We start from the raw sequence: 15176 nt of genomic DNA, 5'->3' as shown, positions 1-15176 counted from the left end.
TAATCATCTGAACCTACAAATTTACAATTTAGCAAATCCGCGATTTAGCTCTTTTGCCTTTTAGCCTTTAAACAGGATATTATGAAACAAATAAAGATAGGGGTGTTATTGGCCATGGCCATTTTTTCACAGAATCAGGCACAGAATTATTCACATTATAATGTGAGTAATGCACATTCACACAACGATTACGAACAGGAAGTTCCTTTCTGGCAAGCTTACTATGCAAACTTTGGATCTATTGAAGCAGATGTTTTTCTGGTCAATGATAAGCTTTGGGTTGCTCATACGGAAAAAGAATTGTCACCCGATAGAACATTAGAGAGCCTTTATCTGGATAATATTTCAAAACAAATTAAGCTGAATAAAGGGAATATCTATCCTGATTCCAAAAAGAAATTACAATTGCTTATTGATGTTAAGCAGGATTACAAAACAACGCTTACAGCATTGATAAACATATTAAAAAAATATCCGGAAATTACAGGAAACCCGGGGATTAGAATTGTAATTACGGGAGGACGGCCTCAGCCCGGTGATTTTAAAAATTACCCGGACTATTTTTTCTTTGATGGAGATCTTGATAAAAGGTATACTCCTGATGAGCTCAAAAGAGTAGGGCTGTTCAGTGCAGATTTACAAGCATTGGTAAAATGGAATGGAAAGGGGATTCCAAGAGATGAAGAAACGGATAGAATAAAAAAAGCAGTTGCAATTGCACATGAACAGCAAAAGCCAGTACGTTTCTACGGAGCTCCTGATTTTCCTAATGCATGGGTAAATTTTATAGATCTGGGAGTGGATTATATCAATACCGATCATATTCCTGACCTCAAAAAATTCCTGAATACCATTCCAAAAAACTTTTATAAAAATACAAAAGAGTACAGCACATACACTCCTACCTACAAAACTGATGGGATCATTAAAAATGTCAAAAATGTAATTCTTCTGATTCCGGATGGAACTTCTTTACCTCAATATTATGCGGCATTTACAGCAAATAAAGGGAAATTGAATGTGTTCAATATGAAAGCGACAGGATTGTCCAAAACCAATTCTTCCAATGCCTATATTACAGACTCTGCTCCCGGTTCCACAGCATTTGCTACTGGCGTGAAGACAAAGAATACTTTTGTTGGTGTTGATGAAATGGGGAAAGAAATAGCACAGATTCCTGATATTATTGCCAGTCACGGAATGACTTCAGGATTGATTTCCACAGGAGATGTTACGGATGCTACGCCCGCAGATTTTTATGCACATTCAGATAACAGAAACAGTTCGGAACCCATTCTGAAAGACTTTGTAGGCTCCAAAACTAAAATTCTGATTGGAGGACCTACCAATGGATTAACTCCGGAAAACATTCAGAAAATTAAAGAAGCCAAAATAGATATCTATCAGGATCTGAAATCTGTAAAAAAAATCAATAACAGGACCTTGGTTATTGATCCATTAGCTTCACAAAGAATAACGAATGGAAGAGGAAATTGGTTAGCTGATGCCTTTGACCTTACCCTTAATGATTTAAAAGAAAATAAAAAAGGATTCTTTATGATGGTAGAAGCTTCTCAAACTGATGGAGGTGGGCACAGTAATAATATTGAACAGCTTGTCACTGAATTATTAGATTTTGATCATGTGGTAGGAAAAGCAATGAAATTTGCCGATGAAAATAAAGAAACACTGGTTATTGTTCTGGGAGATCACGAAACCGGAGGCTTAACACTTCTTGACGGAAGCCTTAAAGATGGATGGGTGTTTGGAAATTTTAGTACCAACGATCATACATCCATTCCTTCCAGCGTGTTTGCTTATGGTCCACATTCCAAAAATTTTACAGGCCTTTTTGAAAATACGGAGATCTTCAATAAGATATTGGAAGCTTATGGGATTCAAAAACACTAGGCTAATTTTTTAAATCCTTAAAAAAATAAACGGCTGTCTCAGAAAATGAGACAGCCGTTTTTGAATATATCTAACAATTAATTAATCTAAAAATTGGTTTTAATGATCAGTTCTGCCAATTCTGCATTAACGAAATCGATAGGCATTATACCATAAGATCCCTGAGGACTGCTTTGAAATAATGTTTTAAGTTTAGGATTGATATTATTGGATACAGTTGGAATACTTGGGATTCCGAATATTAAAGGTTTATAGCCACTGGTAAAGTTGATGTAAAGTTTACCGCTTGTATCTGCTTTTGCTTCATTATACAATGCCGAAATCTTAGACCATTTATCATCATTATTGCCTACCTGATAATAATCCTGAACTTTTAAAGAGGCAGCAGGGTTGTTAATTTCAAAAGTGGTGTTGTCCGCCCAGGAAGTTGCATCAATTCCTTTTGATGTTCCGGCAGAAAACCTTCTTAGTAATTTGATTTTACCTCTGATAGATCCCAGATTAGGAATGTTAACCCCTAGGTCCCATCTTGAAGGATTCTTTTGAATATAAGAATCAAATGTTTGTTCAAAAGTCCTTGTTGTATTGGAAGCATTATATTCTTCCTTTACAGACATAACGATTGTTTCTGTCGGATGATTGTCTAAAAATGTATAACAAGCACTCAATACATCATCGAAATTTAAATTCTGATAAATAGCACCATGATGAATGGCAAAAGAATTATCAATATGTCTGCAACGGATATCCAGAAAACGGATACCGGCATTAAGCTGCTCTCTAATCGTAAGATTTTGAGTTTTTGCAGTACCACTGTTCGAAGGAACCTCTCTCATCGCTCCGGAATCGTGAGTGCCGGGAATTGAGATTTTAGAAATTGATGTATTGTCCTCTAATCCGGACATCCAGTTGCCTATTCCAACTGAGGCAAGAGAGGCTTTGCTGATTTTATTGTCATGGAGACTAAGGTTTTTGTCCTCAGAATCCATTCCAATGACGTTTTCTGAACATGAAGAAAGCATGGTTGAGGTAGTAGCAATGCCGAAAAAGAGAATCGTCAGATATCTCATGTTGAATTTGAACATAGTTTAAAGTATTTTATTTAAACTTAAAAATACTCATATATCTATATTGAGGGAGTTAATTGAATTTTAATATATAATTAAGTTATGGAGCTGTGTTTTCTAAAAGGAGAGCGTAAATTCGTAAGGAATGACTTTAAAATTGATTGATGCAGGTGATGTTGAAAAATGCATAAATTTGTAGTTTAGTCCTATGGAAGACCTTTCACCTTTTTTCGAGAATATAAAACGTAAAACCCATCTTTCAACTGAAAATATGGAACGGCTGACTGCTGCATTCCAGGTGGTCAGGATCAAAAGAAAACAAATGATCATACAGCCTGGCTTTGTCGCCAAATACAGGATTTATGTTTTGAAAGGAGCTTTCCATTCGTATGTAATTGATGATAAAGGCAATGAACATACGATACAGTTTGCGGTTGAGGATTGGTGGCTGTCGGATTATAACAGTTATATCCATCAGACACCTGCCACACAATTTGTAGAAGCATTGGAAAACAGTATCATTCTTCAAATTGATCATCAGGCGGAGCAGGAACTCAAAGATGCCAATTGGGAATTGGCGACACTTTTTCGATTGATGGCTGAAAAATCAGCGGCTTACCTTGCACGGAGGATCGTATCAAATTTGACCCAAAGTGCTGAGGAGCGATATAATGATTTTGTTGCCACATATCCAAAGGTCGTACAACGCCTGCCACAATATGCACTTGCTTCTTATCTTAATATGACACGTGAGTTTTTGTCGAAGATCCGTAATGATAAAGTGCGGAAAAAGTGAACCAGTTCACCTATTTTTCATAAAATAGTTCATCGTTTTGGGTGGGCTGTTCTTCTCAACTTTGTGGTCTAAATTTAATGTTATGTCACAAAAAATGAAGAACAAGGTAGCTGTGGTTACCGGAGGTAGCAGTGGTATTGGATTAGCCATCGCTAAACGTTTTGCAGAGGAAGGCGCTCAAGTCGTTATTACAGGTCGCAATCAAAGAACTATTGATCAGGCTGTCGCTGAGATTGGTCCTAACAGTTTGGGTATCCAGGGAGATGTTTCCAAACTGAATGATCTTACCCGAATCTATCAAACGGTAGCAGACCATTTTGGTAAGGTAGACACGCTGATCGTCAATGCTGGTGTTTATGTTATAGCACCACTAGTAGATTTTACTGAAGAACAGTTTGATAAAGTTAGCGACATCAATTTCAAAGGAGCTTTCTTTTCTGTACAAAAAGCCTTGCCTGTATTAAACGATGGGGCATCGGTCGTATTGGTTTCCTCTACAGTCAATAGAAAGGGTGTTCCTAACCATGCGGCTTATTCAGCAACAAAGGCTGCTGTACGTTCATTAGCCAGAAGTTTTTCTTCCGAACTGCTTGATCGTAAAATACGTGTTAATACTTTAAGCCCTGGACCTGTGGATACCCCTGTGTTTGCTTCGGTTACAGACAGTGCAGAAGGAGCTTTAGCAATGATGGAAGCTATGGGAAATTTTACACCAGCTAAACGTGTGGCTATGCCAGAGGAATTGGCAGCTGCAGCGCTTTATCTGGCCTCGGATGACTCAAGTTTTATGCTGGGTGCAGAATTATTGCTGGATGGAGGTTTAAAGGACCTCTAATGAATCCTGTTTCGGAAGACCGATAAATAAAACCCGATGGATGGTATTATTATTACCTGTCGGGGTTTATATTAAAAGAACGATCTCTTCATGAGATCGTTCTTTTTTATTTTAGAAGTATTGTTGCATTATGAAATTAAGATGCTGGCCAGATCTTTCCAGAACATAGGATAAGATTTTTCAACCACATTTTCTTCTTCGATATTAAGTTCTTTGATCAGGCAGAATGGAGCAAAACTCATTGCCATTCTATGATCCTGATAGGTGCTGATGGAAATGTTTTCTTCCGGCTCTCCAAAGCTTACAGACTTGATTGTTAAGTCTGTAATTTCAGTTTCTGTTCCTATTTTTTTCAGCTCATTATATAAAGCCTGAAGTCGGTCTGTTTCTTTTACTCTTAAAGTTCCAAGGCCCGAAATATCGAAAGGGATTTTTAAAGCAGCTGCTGTTACACAAAGGGTTTGCGCAATATCAGGACAGTTATTCATATCCAACTCAATTTTTTCCGGAAAAGAAAAATTGGGATCTGGCTGTAAAGTAATTTTATGCTCATCTTCTGAGAAGATCGTTGTAATTCCAAAAAACTCTTTATAAATTTTTGCGATCGCTGAATCTCCTTGGGTAGATTGCTTATAGAAACTTTTCAGGTGCAAAGTCTTTCTTCCCAGTGCACAGATCGAATAGAAATAGGAAGCAGAACTCCAGTCACTTTCTACCTCATAATGAATAACAGAAGATGGGTTTGTAAAAGGCTCTACCTTGATGGTGTTTCCGTTAAAGGTCGCATTAATTCCAAACTTTGTTATAATATCCAGCGTCATTTCAATATAAGATCTGGAAGTAATATCACCGACAAGGTTGATCTCCAGTCCATTTTCTAATTTTCCTGCAATAAGAAGCAAAGAGGTAATAAACTGGCTTGAAATATTCGCTGGAACATTCACATTGGATTTTGTAATCTTCTTTCCTTTAATTTTTAAAGGAGGAAAACCTTCATTCTCCATATATTCAATATCAGCTCCCAGGTCCCGTAAAGCATTGACAAGGTTTTTAATTGGCCTTTCTTTCATTCTTCCCGAACCGGTAAGTATAGTATCCCTGCCCTCAAAGATTGAAAAATAAGAGGTAAGGAAACGCATCGCAGTTCCTGCATGGTGGATATCTACAACTTCAGAATTTTCAGACAAAGCTTTCGTAAGCATTTCCGTATCCTGAGAGTTGGATAGATTTCCAATTTTTATATTACTAAATAAACTTTCCAAAATCAACAAACGATTCGAAATACTTTTCGAACCGCTGATTTGTATTGTTTGATCTCCTTCTAATTTTGATTTCTCTAACTTCATTATTTCTCTTAGGTTTATAGATAGTAGATATTAGGTTATAGGGCTACAAACTTGACTCTTAATAACCATTAAGGTTCTGGTTAAGAGTAATAAGGGATTGCTTCGTTTTGTTCTCAGGGACAACCGTTTATTGGATTGACAATTTTACGATTTTACAAATCCGCGATGTAGCCTTTCTGCCTATCTCTACTTCAATTTTTCATTATTCTGATGCCGATCTTTGTCGCGATCTGTTTTTATCTTCATTTTTTTATCAAAAGCCTCTTGCAAATTGACCCCGGTCTGATTGGCTAAACATAATGTTACAAAGAGTACATCTGCTAGTTCCTCGCCTAGATCTTTACTTTTATCGCTTTCTTTTTCACTCTGTTCACCATACCTTCTTGCAATAATTCGGGCTACTTCTCCCACTTCTTCTGTAAGCATTGCCATATTGGTAAGCTCATTAAAATAACGGACACCAATGGTTTTTATCCATTCATCCACCTGCTGCTGTAAATTGGTAATTTCCATTATTGATAGGCTCCAAGAGTTGGACTGGTAGTTCTTGATACATTAGCAATATCAAACGGGACACTTGCTGCAACACCAAGGTTTCCTTTATTTTTTGCCGGTGAGGTTGGCTTAACTCTTAAATTGAGATGCGCCGTAAAGCGATTGACAAACATCGGTTCTTCATTTTTTAAGCTCTGAATAACATTGGGATTACTTTCAAAATTAAATCCTGCTTCAGAAGTATTGGAATACTTTAATAAACAGTTTTGAAATTGGAAGTTAAATACCTGACCCGGTGTTTGCTCAAAATTCACTGAATTATCCCTGTCAGAATATACAATACTGTTTTTTACATTCAGCTGTAATGCTCCCTGCTCTGTCTGTCCGGCATCATTCTTCCATTCATTGGTGGCGAAAATTCCATTCCTATTAAGCTGTGACATTACATAAGGTGCAGAATAATTGGCTATTGTTGAGTGGATATAGTTGTGGGTACCTCCTTTAAAAATACCTATTGCAGACTCACCACAATTATTCATAACAAGATTCTTTGCATTTACGGTAGTATTTATAGCATAGATTCCATATTCCTGAAAGGTATGAATAAATGAATTACTGATCGTTGCATTTGTTTGTTTCATTTCCAAACCTCTTGTCCCTCCAAACAGTCTTCCATAATTCATGTTAAGCGTGGATCCTACATCCATGCGGATAGAATTCCAGTTCTTAGGAATGGTATCATAGTAAGGATCATTTCGGTCTCCACGAAGAACAACCTCATTATTCAATGTTCCATTGATATTTAAAGTAGCACCCGCGGCCACTTTCATTCCGCTGTTCTTATGGAAATATACTTTAGTTCCTGGTTGGATATCTAAGGTAATATTAGGATTAATGGTTAAATCACCGTAAATAATTTTAGCCTTAGTATTATCCCAGGTGGTATGGTTGGTAATAACATTTGGATTGGTTGGGGTCTGAATAAAAAATTCAGCATCCTGAACGACAGAAAATAAAGTTACATGCTGTTGTCCGGCAGGACTTGTGAATACCACACGATCTTCAGCAATAGCTTCAGGCCCTGTAGCCTGTGGCGCAATTTCAACAAAAATATAAAGACTGTCTTTTTTTCTTAAAGGGACATCTTTAAAATCATATCCCGCTTTTCCATCTACATTGATTTTATATAAAGAAGCAGCTCCCTTTTCCAGATTGATCCTTGGAATTGAAATGTCTTTATCCTCATTATTATATACTTTTACCACATAAGTTTCAGAGCGAACCTGATGGTATACTGTATCACAGAATACCGTGTCTCTTGAGAATCTTAATTGTTGGGAAGGAGCATCAAAGCTTATATCGTCTTTGTTACATGATACAGCCATGAGAAGCATCCAAAAAGAAAAAGCCAGTAATAATTTGAATTTCATCGAAATTAAAGTTTAAATGTAGATTTCAAATTTAACGAAAATACTTTAAATTTCTTATCAATTAAAAAAAATGGATTCCCTATTTGGATATTAGAAAAAATATTGTATTTTTGCAGCCTAAAATTAGCAGAGAAATATCCATTACTATTTCGAAAGCAGAACTTTAATTTTTTAAAAAATTGTATTATGAAAAACGGAATTCACCCAGAAAATTATAGACTTGTTGTTTTCAAAGATATGAGTAACGACGAGGTGTTTCTTTGCAAGTCTACTGCAGAAACAAAAGACACAATCCAGTATGAAGGACAAGAGTATCCTTTGATCAAAATGGAAATCTCTTCTACTTCTCACCCTTTCTACACTGGTAAAGTGAAGTTGGTAGATACTGCAGGTAGAGTAGACAAGTTCATGAACAAATACAAAAAATTCGCTAAGTAATTTTTTGAATTCTAAAGATATTAAAGTCTTCCAAATTTTTTGGAAGACTTTTTTTTGTTTTTAAGCAGAATTTAAGATGCAGAAGTTAGAAATTATTTTTACTATTTGTATTTTTGTTTTTAAGTAGAATTTAGAAAGAGAAAAGAGGCTTGAATGATTTAATTCAACCCAGCCTGTTTCAGCCTCTAACTTCTAATCACTAACCTCTAATTTCTTAAAAATGCAATTAGTATTTTCAGATGCGCAATATTGGGAAGATTTTCTCCCACTTACTTTTACCCGTCCCATTGCAGAAATGCGTTGTGGGATTCTAACCTTCTCCGAAAGATGGCAGAAGTTGCTAGAGAATTCTGAAGTTTCTTATTTCACAGAGAATTATTTGCAGCAGAAATTTAAAAGTCCTGAAGAAAAAGAAAGCCTGTTCCTCGTTACCAATTTTCTTCCTACAGAAAATGTTTTACAACAAATAAAAGATCTTAAGCCAGGGGAAGCTTTGGTGTACGAAGATGAATTGATCGCTGCGAAAATCAATATGAAAGGGTTTTCTTTAAATCAGATTGAAAAGATGACTGATATCAAAGAAGAGCTTGTATTCTTTAAAAAACCTAAAGACCTCTTTACCTACAATCATAAAGCTATTGACTTTGATTTTGAATTGCTTACCAGTGGTAAAACTTCACAGGAACTTTCTTCAACAAATGGTTTCTTAGGAGACAAAAAAGACCTTTTCATTGAAGAAGGAGCTCAGATTGAATTTTCAACATTGAATACAAAAACCGGAAAGATCTATATTGGAAAGAACACGGAAGTAATGGAAGGTTGCCACCTGCGTGGTCCTATTGCTCTTTGTGATGATTCTAAATTTAATTTGGGGGCTAAAATCTATGGAGCGACGACAATCGGTCCCAATTGTAAAATTGGAGGTGAGGTCAATAATATCATTGTGTTCGGATATTCCAGTAAGGGCCATGATGGATTCGTTGGAAATTCTGTAATTGGAGAGTGGTGTAATTTTGGAGCGGATACCAATTCATCAAACATGAAGAATAATTATGGTAATGTGAAATTATGGAACTACAGAACCAAAGCATTTGAGGATACAGGATTACAATTTGCCGGATTGATCATGGGAGATCATTCTAAAACAGCAATCAATACCCAATTAAATACAGGAACGGTAATTGGTGTTGCTTCGAATATTTTCAAAGAAGGATTTCCTCCTAACCTTATAGAAAATTTTTCATGGGGTGGATTTAAAGGAGATGAAAGATTTAAATTAGATAAAGCATATGAAGTGGCAGAGAGAGCAATGGCTAGAAGAAAAGTGGCTCTGACAGACGATGATAAGGGGATTTTAAAACATATTTTTGATACCTACTAAACTTGATTATAGAAAAAACTTCATTTTTTTTGAAGTTTTTTTATTTTTAATGTAATAGAATACAATTTTTAATTGTCTTACTAATAGAAACAAGACTTATGACCCAAGAAACCTTTAAGAATACGGTGTTTATTCTCAAAAACGAGATGTATCGTTTTGCGAAAAGGTTTGTCATGAGCAGTGATGAAGCAGAAGATGTCGTGCAGGATCTGATGGTTAAGTTTTGGCAGAAAAGAGAGGAATTGGAGCAATTTGGGAATTTAAAATCCTATGCATTGAAATCCGTCCGCAATGAATGTCTTAACAGGCTGAAGCATCATGATGTAAAAATTGGTTTTGCCGATATGCAGCTTCACCGGTCAGAGCTCTACAGTATGGAGGTTAATAATCTTAAGGAACATATTATAGGATTTATTAATCAGCTTCCTGAAAAACAAAAAATGGTTATCCATTTAAAAGATGTAGAAGAGTATGAAGTGTCCGAAATTTCTGAAATGTTGGAAATGGAAGAAAATGCAGTAAGAGTCAATCTTATGCGTGCAAGACAAAAAGTAAAAGAACAAATTTCACAACTGATGAATTATGAACAACGATCAATTTCAAGATAAATACGAAGAAATCTTCCGGGATATAAAGGAAGAGAAGATGGATTGGGATTTTGAGGATTTTCTTCAAAAAGCAGAAGGTATAGATGATGATAAGATCATTCCTCTTGAAAAGAAAAAACCTTCTTTCCCAAAATGGTTTTGGATGGCTGCAAGTGTAGTGGTTATTTTAAGTATTGGCTTTATTGTCAATTATAATCAGGAACATTCTATAATAGATGATCAGTCTAAATTGGTAGAGCATCAGGTGAAACAGCAAAAAAAGGATTTCATTGAAGAAAATCATGAACCTGAACAGCAGGTTGCCATAAATAATACAGATAGTATTGCAGGAGCAAAAAAAGATTCTGTTTCTCAGGATAATACAATTGCAGAAAAAGATGTAATGGATGAGATCCTGCCAAAAAGAGGAAGGTTGAAAAAAGAAGTAAGACCAAAATTCACGTACAATTCTTCCTATAAAAAATACAATGCCGCTAAGAAAGATTCCACTGGATACAACAACAACTATGTGATTGTAAACGGAAAACGAATCGATAATGTAGACGAAGCGATTAATGTAACTAAATATTCATTTCAAATATTTGCAAATAACGTTAGTGAAAAGTTAGTACAACCCAAAGTGATGGACGATAACTATTAACTAAAAAAAGAGATTACTCCCTGATCAGGTATTAATTATCAGCTTTAAAATTAAAAATTGACTCATGAAAAAAATATTGATAATATTCGCACTTGCTTTTTCCCATTTCTTTACAGTGTATGGGCAGGAAGACAAATTCGATAAACTTTTTGAAAAATACCAGCAGGTAGAAGGTGTAACTTCTATTAAAATTGCAAAGCCGATGTTCGGAATGCTTAGCAGTCTGAATATTGATGACTCTCAGCTGGATCAGATCAAACCATTGCTGTCAAAGATCAATGGATTAAAGATCCTGATCACAGAGAATCCCGAAAATGCCAATTCTGCAGGAGGTAAAAAATTACAGAACAGCCTGTCACAGATTAATAAAGACATTTCTTCCTATCTAAGCCACCTGAACTATAACGAAGTGATGAGCGTGAATAGTAAGGACAGCAAAATAAAATTTCTTTCTGCAGGAGCTAAAGAAGGAATATTGGATGACGTATTGTTAAGCATTGACAGCGGAGATGGAGGGAATGTTTTAGTAATGCTGGATGGAAAACTTTCAATGGATGATCTTAACAAGATCATTAAATCCAGTGAAACCAAAACAAGCTCGATTACCAATACGACAAGGAGCAGTATGACCTCGGAGAACAGTACTTCATACCTGAACGGTGAAGCGAGGAATGTAGGTGAATTTTCAGGAATTCAGGTAAGTACGGGAATAAATCTTATTTATAAGCAGGAGAGCCCGACCAGTGTAAAAGTGATTGCAGATGCTGATAAACTTCAGTATGTCATTACAAAAGTAGAGAATGGTATTTTAAAAGTGTACGTTGATAATAAAGGAGAAAGAAATATAAGATTTAAAAATCTAAGTGTTAACGTTTCTTCGCCGAGAATGCGCAGCATTAAAGCTTCTTCAGGAGCCAGCTTTATAGCAGTGAATCCTGTAAAAGAAAACAGTATGGATATTGATGCTTCGTCAGGGGCTGCTGTCAAAGGAAAGTTTAATGTTTCCAGTACTACAGATGTCAGTTCAACCTCAGGAGCAAGTGTTAAAGTAAGTGTCAATACTTCGGCTATCGTTGTCAAAGCTTCCAGTGGTTCAGATACCATCATTGAAGGGCAGGCCACTTCGGGAGTGATTGATATAAGCAGCGGGGCATCTTGTAAAGCTGAAAATTTAAAATTAAACGAATTGGAGGTAGAGTCTACATCAGGAGCAAGCCTTAGTGTAAACGTTACAGACCGACTTAAAGTAAAAGCATCGTCTGGAGGATCAGTTAAGTATAAAGGAAATCCTCAGATTGATTCGAATATCAGTAAAATGTCTGGTGGAAGTTTGAAAGCAATCAATTAAAATCTAATCGCCATGAAAAACTTAAAAACCATTTTTCTCTTTAGCTGTATATTGATTCTTCTTCAGTCTTGTATCGTGTCTCACCGCCGTCCCAATATGGCTTTCTTTTCAGATACAAATTATGATTTTAAAGGAGCCAGGTTTGAAAGTATCAATGTACCGATGTTCTTAGCTAAGCCCTTTATTAAAAAAGCTCTAAGGGAAGACGGAGAGAATGAGGAGGTTGCCGATCTTGTGAAAAAGATCTCAAAAATAAAAGTGCTGACCGTAGAAAATGGAGACCCGGGGATGCTCGCTGATTATGCAGCCTATCTTAATAACAATAATTATGAAGACTGGGCAACCATAAAACATGACGGAGATAATGTAAATGTAAGGGTAAAACAGTCCGGTGAGGCCATTAAGAATATGTTGATTACTGTAAATTCTGATAAAGAACTGGTTTTTGTAGATGTAAAGGGAAACTTTACAGCAGATGATATTTCAAAATTCATTAACTCAGCTTCAGATAAATAATTTATTTTTATTGAATAAATTATTATCATGGAAAAATTAATCAGAGAGGTACGCATGCTTAAGATATATGCAGCGTCACTTACTATCGCATTCATTCTGCTCTTTTTATTAGCTTTTAAATCCAATAACGACCATCAGCGGTTTCAGGAAATTGATGTTGAAAGAATTAATGTGATTGAGAAAGATGGAACATTAAAAATGGTGATCAGCAATAAAAAACGCCAGCACCCGGGATTATTAAATAATAAACCGCTTAAAGCAAGAGAAAGAGAAGCAGGATTAATCTTCTTTAACTCATTAGGCGATGAATGTGGCGGATTGATTTATGATTCTGATGAAAAAGGTTCAGGAATGGTGTATTCGGTAGACCAAAGGAAAACAGATCAGATCATGCAGCTCCAATATAGTGAAGGTACCGGCGCAGATAAAAGGCGGGCGTATGGCTTAAAGCTTTGGGACAGGCCTGATGACTTTACTCTTGAAAAAGTATTGAAATTTGATGATTCTCTACAAAAGCTAAATGATCCGGTAGCCACCAAAAAAGCTTTTGCAAAATTAAAAGAAGAAGGAAAACTGGGAAGTGAACGTTTTTTTGCAGGGAAAACAGCGAATGGAGATGTAGGGCTTTTTATAAGAGATGATAAGGGTCGTGTCCGCCTCAAAATCTATGTAGATAAGAATAATCAGACGCATATCGAGGATGTTGATGAAAATGGTAAATCTACAATCAAATAATAAAAATCATATTCAGGTCATATAACTCATTTTATTTTGTACAAAACCGCTTTTAATTAAGAGCGGTTTTTTGATTTAACTTATTGATTATTAATTTTTATTTAAACTATTAAAAAGGATTTTCATATCTCGTGAAAATAGCCTAATTTTGCAAAGAAAGTAAAGATGTCTATTCATAACAAAATTGTAGAGACAGCCATCACTTTCGATGACGTTCTTCTAGTCCCTTCTTATTCTGAAGTTTTACCTAACCAGGTATCATTAAAATCAAGACTTACTGATAAAATCACCCTGAATGTTCCGATAGTATCTGCTGCGATGGACACAGTTACTGAAGGCGATCTGGCTATTGCATTAGCAAGAGTAGGTGGTCTGGGTTTCATTCATAAAAATATGACAATTGCAGAACAGGCAGCACAGGTAAACCGTGTAAAGCGTTCTGAAAATGGAATGATCTCTGATCCTGTTACCCTTTCAAAAGATCATACTTTGGCGCAGGCTAAAGAAATGATGTCTAAATATAAAATTTCAGGTTTACCGGTTGTAGATCAAGATAATATTTTGATCGGGATCATTACCAACAGAGATGTAAAATATCAGGAGAACCTGGATATGAAAGTTGAAGAGATTATGACTAAAGAAAATCTGATCACTTCCGATAAAAATACCAATCTTGAAAAAGCAAAAGAAATTCTTCTTAAAAATCGTGTAGAAAAACTTCCAATCGTTGATAAAGAAAATAAATTGGTGGGATTGATCACGATTAAAGATATCGACAATCAATTGGAATATCCAAACTCTAATAAAGATCCAAAAGGCCGTCTTATCGTAGGTGCGGGAGTTGGAGTTGGAGAAGATACAATGGACAGAATTGCAGCATTGGTACAGGCTGGTGTTGATATCGTAGCGATTGATTCTGCTCACGGACACTCTAAGGGAGTTTTAGATAAAATCTCTGAAATCAGAAAAACATATCCTGATTTGGATATTGTAGGTGGAAATATTGTAACCGCTGAAGCTGCAAAGGATTTGATCAAAGCAGGAGCTAACGTTCTTAAAGTAGGTGTTGGTCCTGGTTCAATCTGTACAACGAGAGTTGTTGCTGGAGTTGGGGTTCCTCAGTTATCTGCTATTTACAACGTTTACGAATTTGCCAAATCTAAAAATGTAGCAGTAATTGCAGATGGTGGAATTAAACTTTCCGGAGATATCGTAAAAGCGATTGCCAGTGGAGCAGGAGCTGTGATGCTTGGATCCCTTTTAGCAGGAACTGATGAAGCACCTGGAGAAGAAATTATTTTCCAGGGAAGAAAATTCAAATCTTATCAGGGAATGGGAAGTCTTTCTGCTATGAAGAGAGGAGGTAAGGAAAGATATTTCCAAAGTGAAGCTAAAAAATTCGTTCCGGAAGGAATTGAAGGTAGAGTTCCACACAAAGGAAAACTGGAAGATGTTATTTTCCAGTTGACGGGTGGTCTTAGAGCTGGGATGGGATACTGTGGAGCAAAAGATATTGAAGCTTTACAGAAAGACACTAAAATGGTTATGATCACAGGAAGCGGACTAAAAGAGTCTCACCCTCATGATGTGATCATCACGCAGGAAGCTCCGAATTATTCTTTGTAAGAAT

At 36.1% G+C, this 15176-nt stretch carries 15 protein-coding genes; 11 read left to right on the top strand and 4 right to left on the bottom strand.

Annotation, left to right across the window (positions count from 1 at the left end):
* Positions 1 to 81 precede the first annotated feature (81 nt).
* Positions 82 to 1911 (top strand): alkaline phosphatase, encoded by a 1830-nt coding sequence (locus tag CEY12_RS12530; RefSeq protein ID WP_089028016.1) that lies wholly within the window; start codon positions 82 to 84, stop codon positions 1909 to 1911.
* Between the two features lie 86 nt (positions 1912 to 1997).
* Here CEY12_RS12530 and CEY12_RS12525 read toward each other — a convergent pair whose 3' ends face one another.
* Entirely contained in the window at positions 1998 to 2996 is a 999-nt protein-coding gene (locus tag CEY12_RS12525; protein WP_228409691.1) for a phosphatidylinositol-specific phospholipase C, read from the bottom strand.
* A 190-nt stretch (positions 2997 to 3186) separates the two neighbouring features.
* On the opposite strand from CEY12_RS12525, the gene CEY12_RS12520 reads away from it, so the two are divergent.
* On the top strand, positions 3187 to 3774 hold the full coding sequence (locus tag CEY12_RS12520) for a Crp/Fnr family transcriptional regulator (RefSeq protein ID WP_089028015.1): 588 nt from the start codon (positions 3187 to 3189) through the stop codon (positions 3772 to 3774).
* Positions 3775 to 3868: 94 nt separating this feature from the next.
* Complete coding sequence (locus CEY12_RS12515; protein WP_228409690.1) at positions 3869 to 4609, top strand: glucose 1-dehydrogenase; 741 nt, start codon at positions 3869 to 3871, stop codon at positions 4607 to 4609.
* 128 nt (positions 4610 to 4737) lie between these two features.
* On the opposite strand, the gene CEY12_RS12510 is transcribed toward CEY12_RS12515, so the two are convergent.
* The 3 genes from CEY12_RS12510 to CEY12_RS12500 form a co-directional block, all read right to left on the bottom strand.
* On the bottom strand, positions 4738 to 5955 hold the full coding sequence (locus CEY12_RS12510) for a 3-phosphoshikimate 1-carboxyvinyltransferase (RefSeq protein ID WP_089028013.1): 1218 nt from the start codon (positions 5953 to 5955) through the stop codon (positions 4738 to 4740).
* 186 nt (positions 5956 to 6141) lie between these two features.
* A complete protein-coding gene (locus CEY12_RS12505; protein ID WP_034678907.1) occupies positions 6142 to 6468 on the bottom strand; it encodes a nucleotide pyrophosphohydrolase in 327 nt (108 codons plus the stop codon).
* Positions 6468 to 7880, bottom strand: coding sequence for a hypothetical protein (locus tag CEY12_RS12500; RefSeq protein WP_089028012.1), 1413 nt, complete (start codon positions 7878 to 7880; stop codon positions 6468 to 6470). Before CEY12_RS12500 ends, CEY12_RS12505 begins: the two co-directional genes overlap by 1 nt.
* A gap of 186 nt (positions 7881 to 8066) precedes the next feature.
* Between CEY12_RS12500 and CEY12_RS12495 the strand changes: the two genes are divergently transcribed.
* The 8 genes from CEY12_RS12495 to guaB all read left to right on the top strand — a co-directional run bounded on the left by CEY12_RS12495 (position 8067) and on the right by guaB (position 15172).
* Positions 8067 to 8318 carry a type B 50S ribosomal protein L31 gene (locus tag CEY12_RS12495; RefSeq protein WP_034715439.1) on the top strand — a complete coding sequence of 84 codons (252 nt, stop codon included), beginning with the start codon at positions 8067 to 8069 and terminating at the stop codon, positions 8316 to 8318.
* Positions 8319 to 8538: 220 nt separating this feature from the next.
* Complete coding sequence (locus CEY12_RS12490) at positions 8539 to 9699, top strand: GlmU family protein (protein WP_089028011.1); 1161 nt, start codon at positions 8539 to 8541, stop codon at positions 9697 to 9699.
* A gap of 98 nt (positions 9700 to 9797) precedes the next feature.
* The gene (locus CEY12_RS12485; RefSeq protein ID WP_089028010.1) at positions 9798 to 10307 is read left to right on the top strand and encodes an RNA polymerase sigma factor; all 510 of its coding nucleotides are present in this window, start codon (positions 9798 to 9800) and stop codon (positions 10305 to 10307) included.
* Positions 10282 to 10947 carry a hypothetical protein gene (locus tag CEY12_RS12480; protein WP_089028009.1) on the top strand — a complete coding sequence of 222 codons (666 nt, stop codon included), beginning with the start codon at positions 10282 to 10284 and terminating at the stop codon, positions 10945 to 10947. Before CEY12_RS12485 ends, CEY12_RS12480 begins: the two co-directional genes overlap by 26 nt.
* Positions 10948 to 11011: 64 nt before the next feature.
* On the top strand, positions 11012 to 12295 hold the full coding sequence (locus tag CEY12_RS12475) for a DUF4252 domain-containing protein (protein ID WP_089028008.1): 1284 nt from the start codon (positions 11012 to 11014) through the stop codon (positions 12293 to 12295).
* Between the two features lie 12 nt (positions 12296 to 12307).
* Complete coding sequence (locus CEY12_RS12470; protein WP_089028007.1) at positions 12308 to 12811, top strand: DUF4252 domain-containing protein; 504 nt, start codon at positions 12308 to 12310, stop codon at positions 12809 to 12811.
* 27 nt (positions 12812 to 12838) lie between these two features.
* On the top strand, positions 12839 to 13546 hold the full coding sequence (locus CEY12_RS12465) for a hypothetical protein (RefSeq protein WP_089028006.1): 708 nt from the start codon (positions 12839 to 12841) through the stop codon (positions 13544 to 13546).
* Positions 13547 to 13711: 165 nt separating this feature from the next.
* The gene (gene guaB, locus CEY12_RS12460; protein WP_089028005.1) at positions 13712 to 15172 is read left to right on the top strand and encodes an IMP dehydrogenase; all 1461 of its coding nucleotides are present in this window, start codon (positions 13712 to 13714) and stop codon (positions 15170 to 15172) included.
* Positions 15173 to 15176 lie beyond the last annotated feature (4 nt).

It is taken from the genome of Chryseobacterium sp. T16E-39 (assembly GCF_002216065.1).
Classification (GTDB): domain Bacteria; phylum Bacteroidota; class Bacteroidia; order Flavobacteriales; family Weeksellaceae; genus Chryseobacterium.
Note: the sequence above shows the minus strand (reverse complement) of the source record. Positions and strands in the feature narration are given on the sequence as shown.

Coding starts and splice junctions, on each gene's coding strand:
- CEY12_RS12530 (WP_089028016.1), top strand. CDS start 82: ATGAAACAAATAAAGATAGGGGTGTTATTGGCCATGGCCATTTTTTCA.
- CEY12_RS12525 (WP_228409691.1), bottom strand. CDS start 2,996: ATGTTCAAATTCAACATGAGATATCTGACGATTCTCTTTTTCGGCATT.
- CEY12_RS12520 (WP_089028015.1), top strand. CDS start 3,187: ATGGAAGACCTTTCACCTTTTTTCGAGAATATAAAACGTAAAACCCAT.
- CEY12_RS12515 (WP_228409690.1), top strand. CDS start 3,869: ATGAAGAACAAGGTAGCTGTGGTTACCGGAGGTAGCAGTGGTATTGGA.
- CEY12_RS12510 (WP_089028013.1), bottom strand. CDS start 5,955: ATGAAGTTAGAGAAATCAAAATTAGAAGGAGATCAAACAATACAAATC.
- CEY12_RS12505 (WP_034678907.1), bottom strand. CDS start 6,468: ATGGAAATTACCAATTTACAGCAGCAGGTGGATGAATGGATAAAAACC.
- CEY12_RS12500 (WP_089028012.1), bottom strand. CDS start 7,880: ATGAAATTCAAATTATTACTGGCTTTTTCTTTTTGGATGCTTCTCATG.
- CEY12_RS12495 (WP_034715439.1), top strand. CDS start 8,067: ATGAAAAACGGAATTCACCCAGAAAATTATAGACTTGTTGTTTTCAAA.
- CEY12_RS12490 (WP_089028011.1), top strand. CDS start 8,539: ATGCAATTAGTATTTTCAGATGCGCAATATTGGGAAGATTTTCTCCCA.
- CEY12_RS12485 (WP_089028010.1), top strand. CDS start 9,798: ATGACCCAAGAAACCTTTAAGAATACGGTGTTTATTCTCAAAAACGAG.
- CEY12_RS12480 (WP_089028009.1), top strand. CDS start 10,282: ATGAACAACGATCAATTTCAAGATAAATACGAAGAAATCTTCCGGGAT.
- CEY12_RS12475 (WP_089028008.1), top strand. CDS start 11,012: ATGAAAAAAATATTGATAATATTCGCACTTGCTTTTTCCCATTTCTTT.
- CEY12_RS12470 (WP_089028007.1), top strand. CDS start 12,308: ATGAAAAACTTAAAAACCATTTTTCTCTTTAGCTGTATATTGATTCTT.
- CEY12_RS12465 (WP_089028006.1), top strand. CDS start 12,839: ATGGAAAAATTAATCAGAGAGGTACGCATGCTTAAGATATATGCAGCG.
- guaB (WP_089028005.1), top strand. CDS start 13,712: ATGTCTATTCATAACAAAATTGTAGAGACAGCCATCACTTTCGATGAC.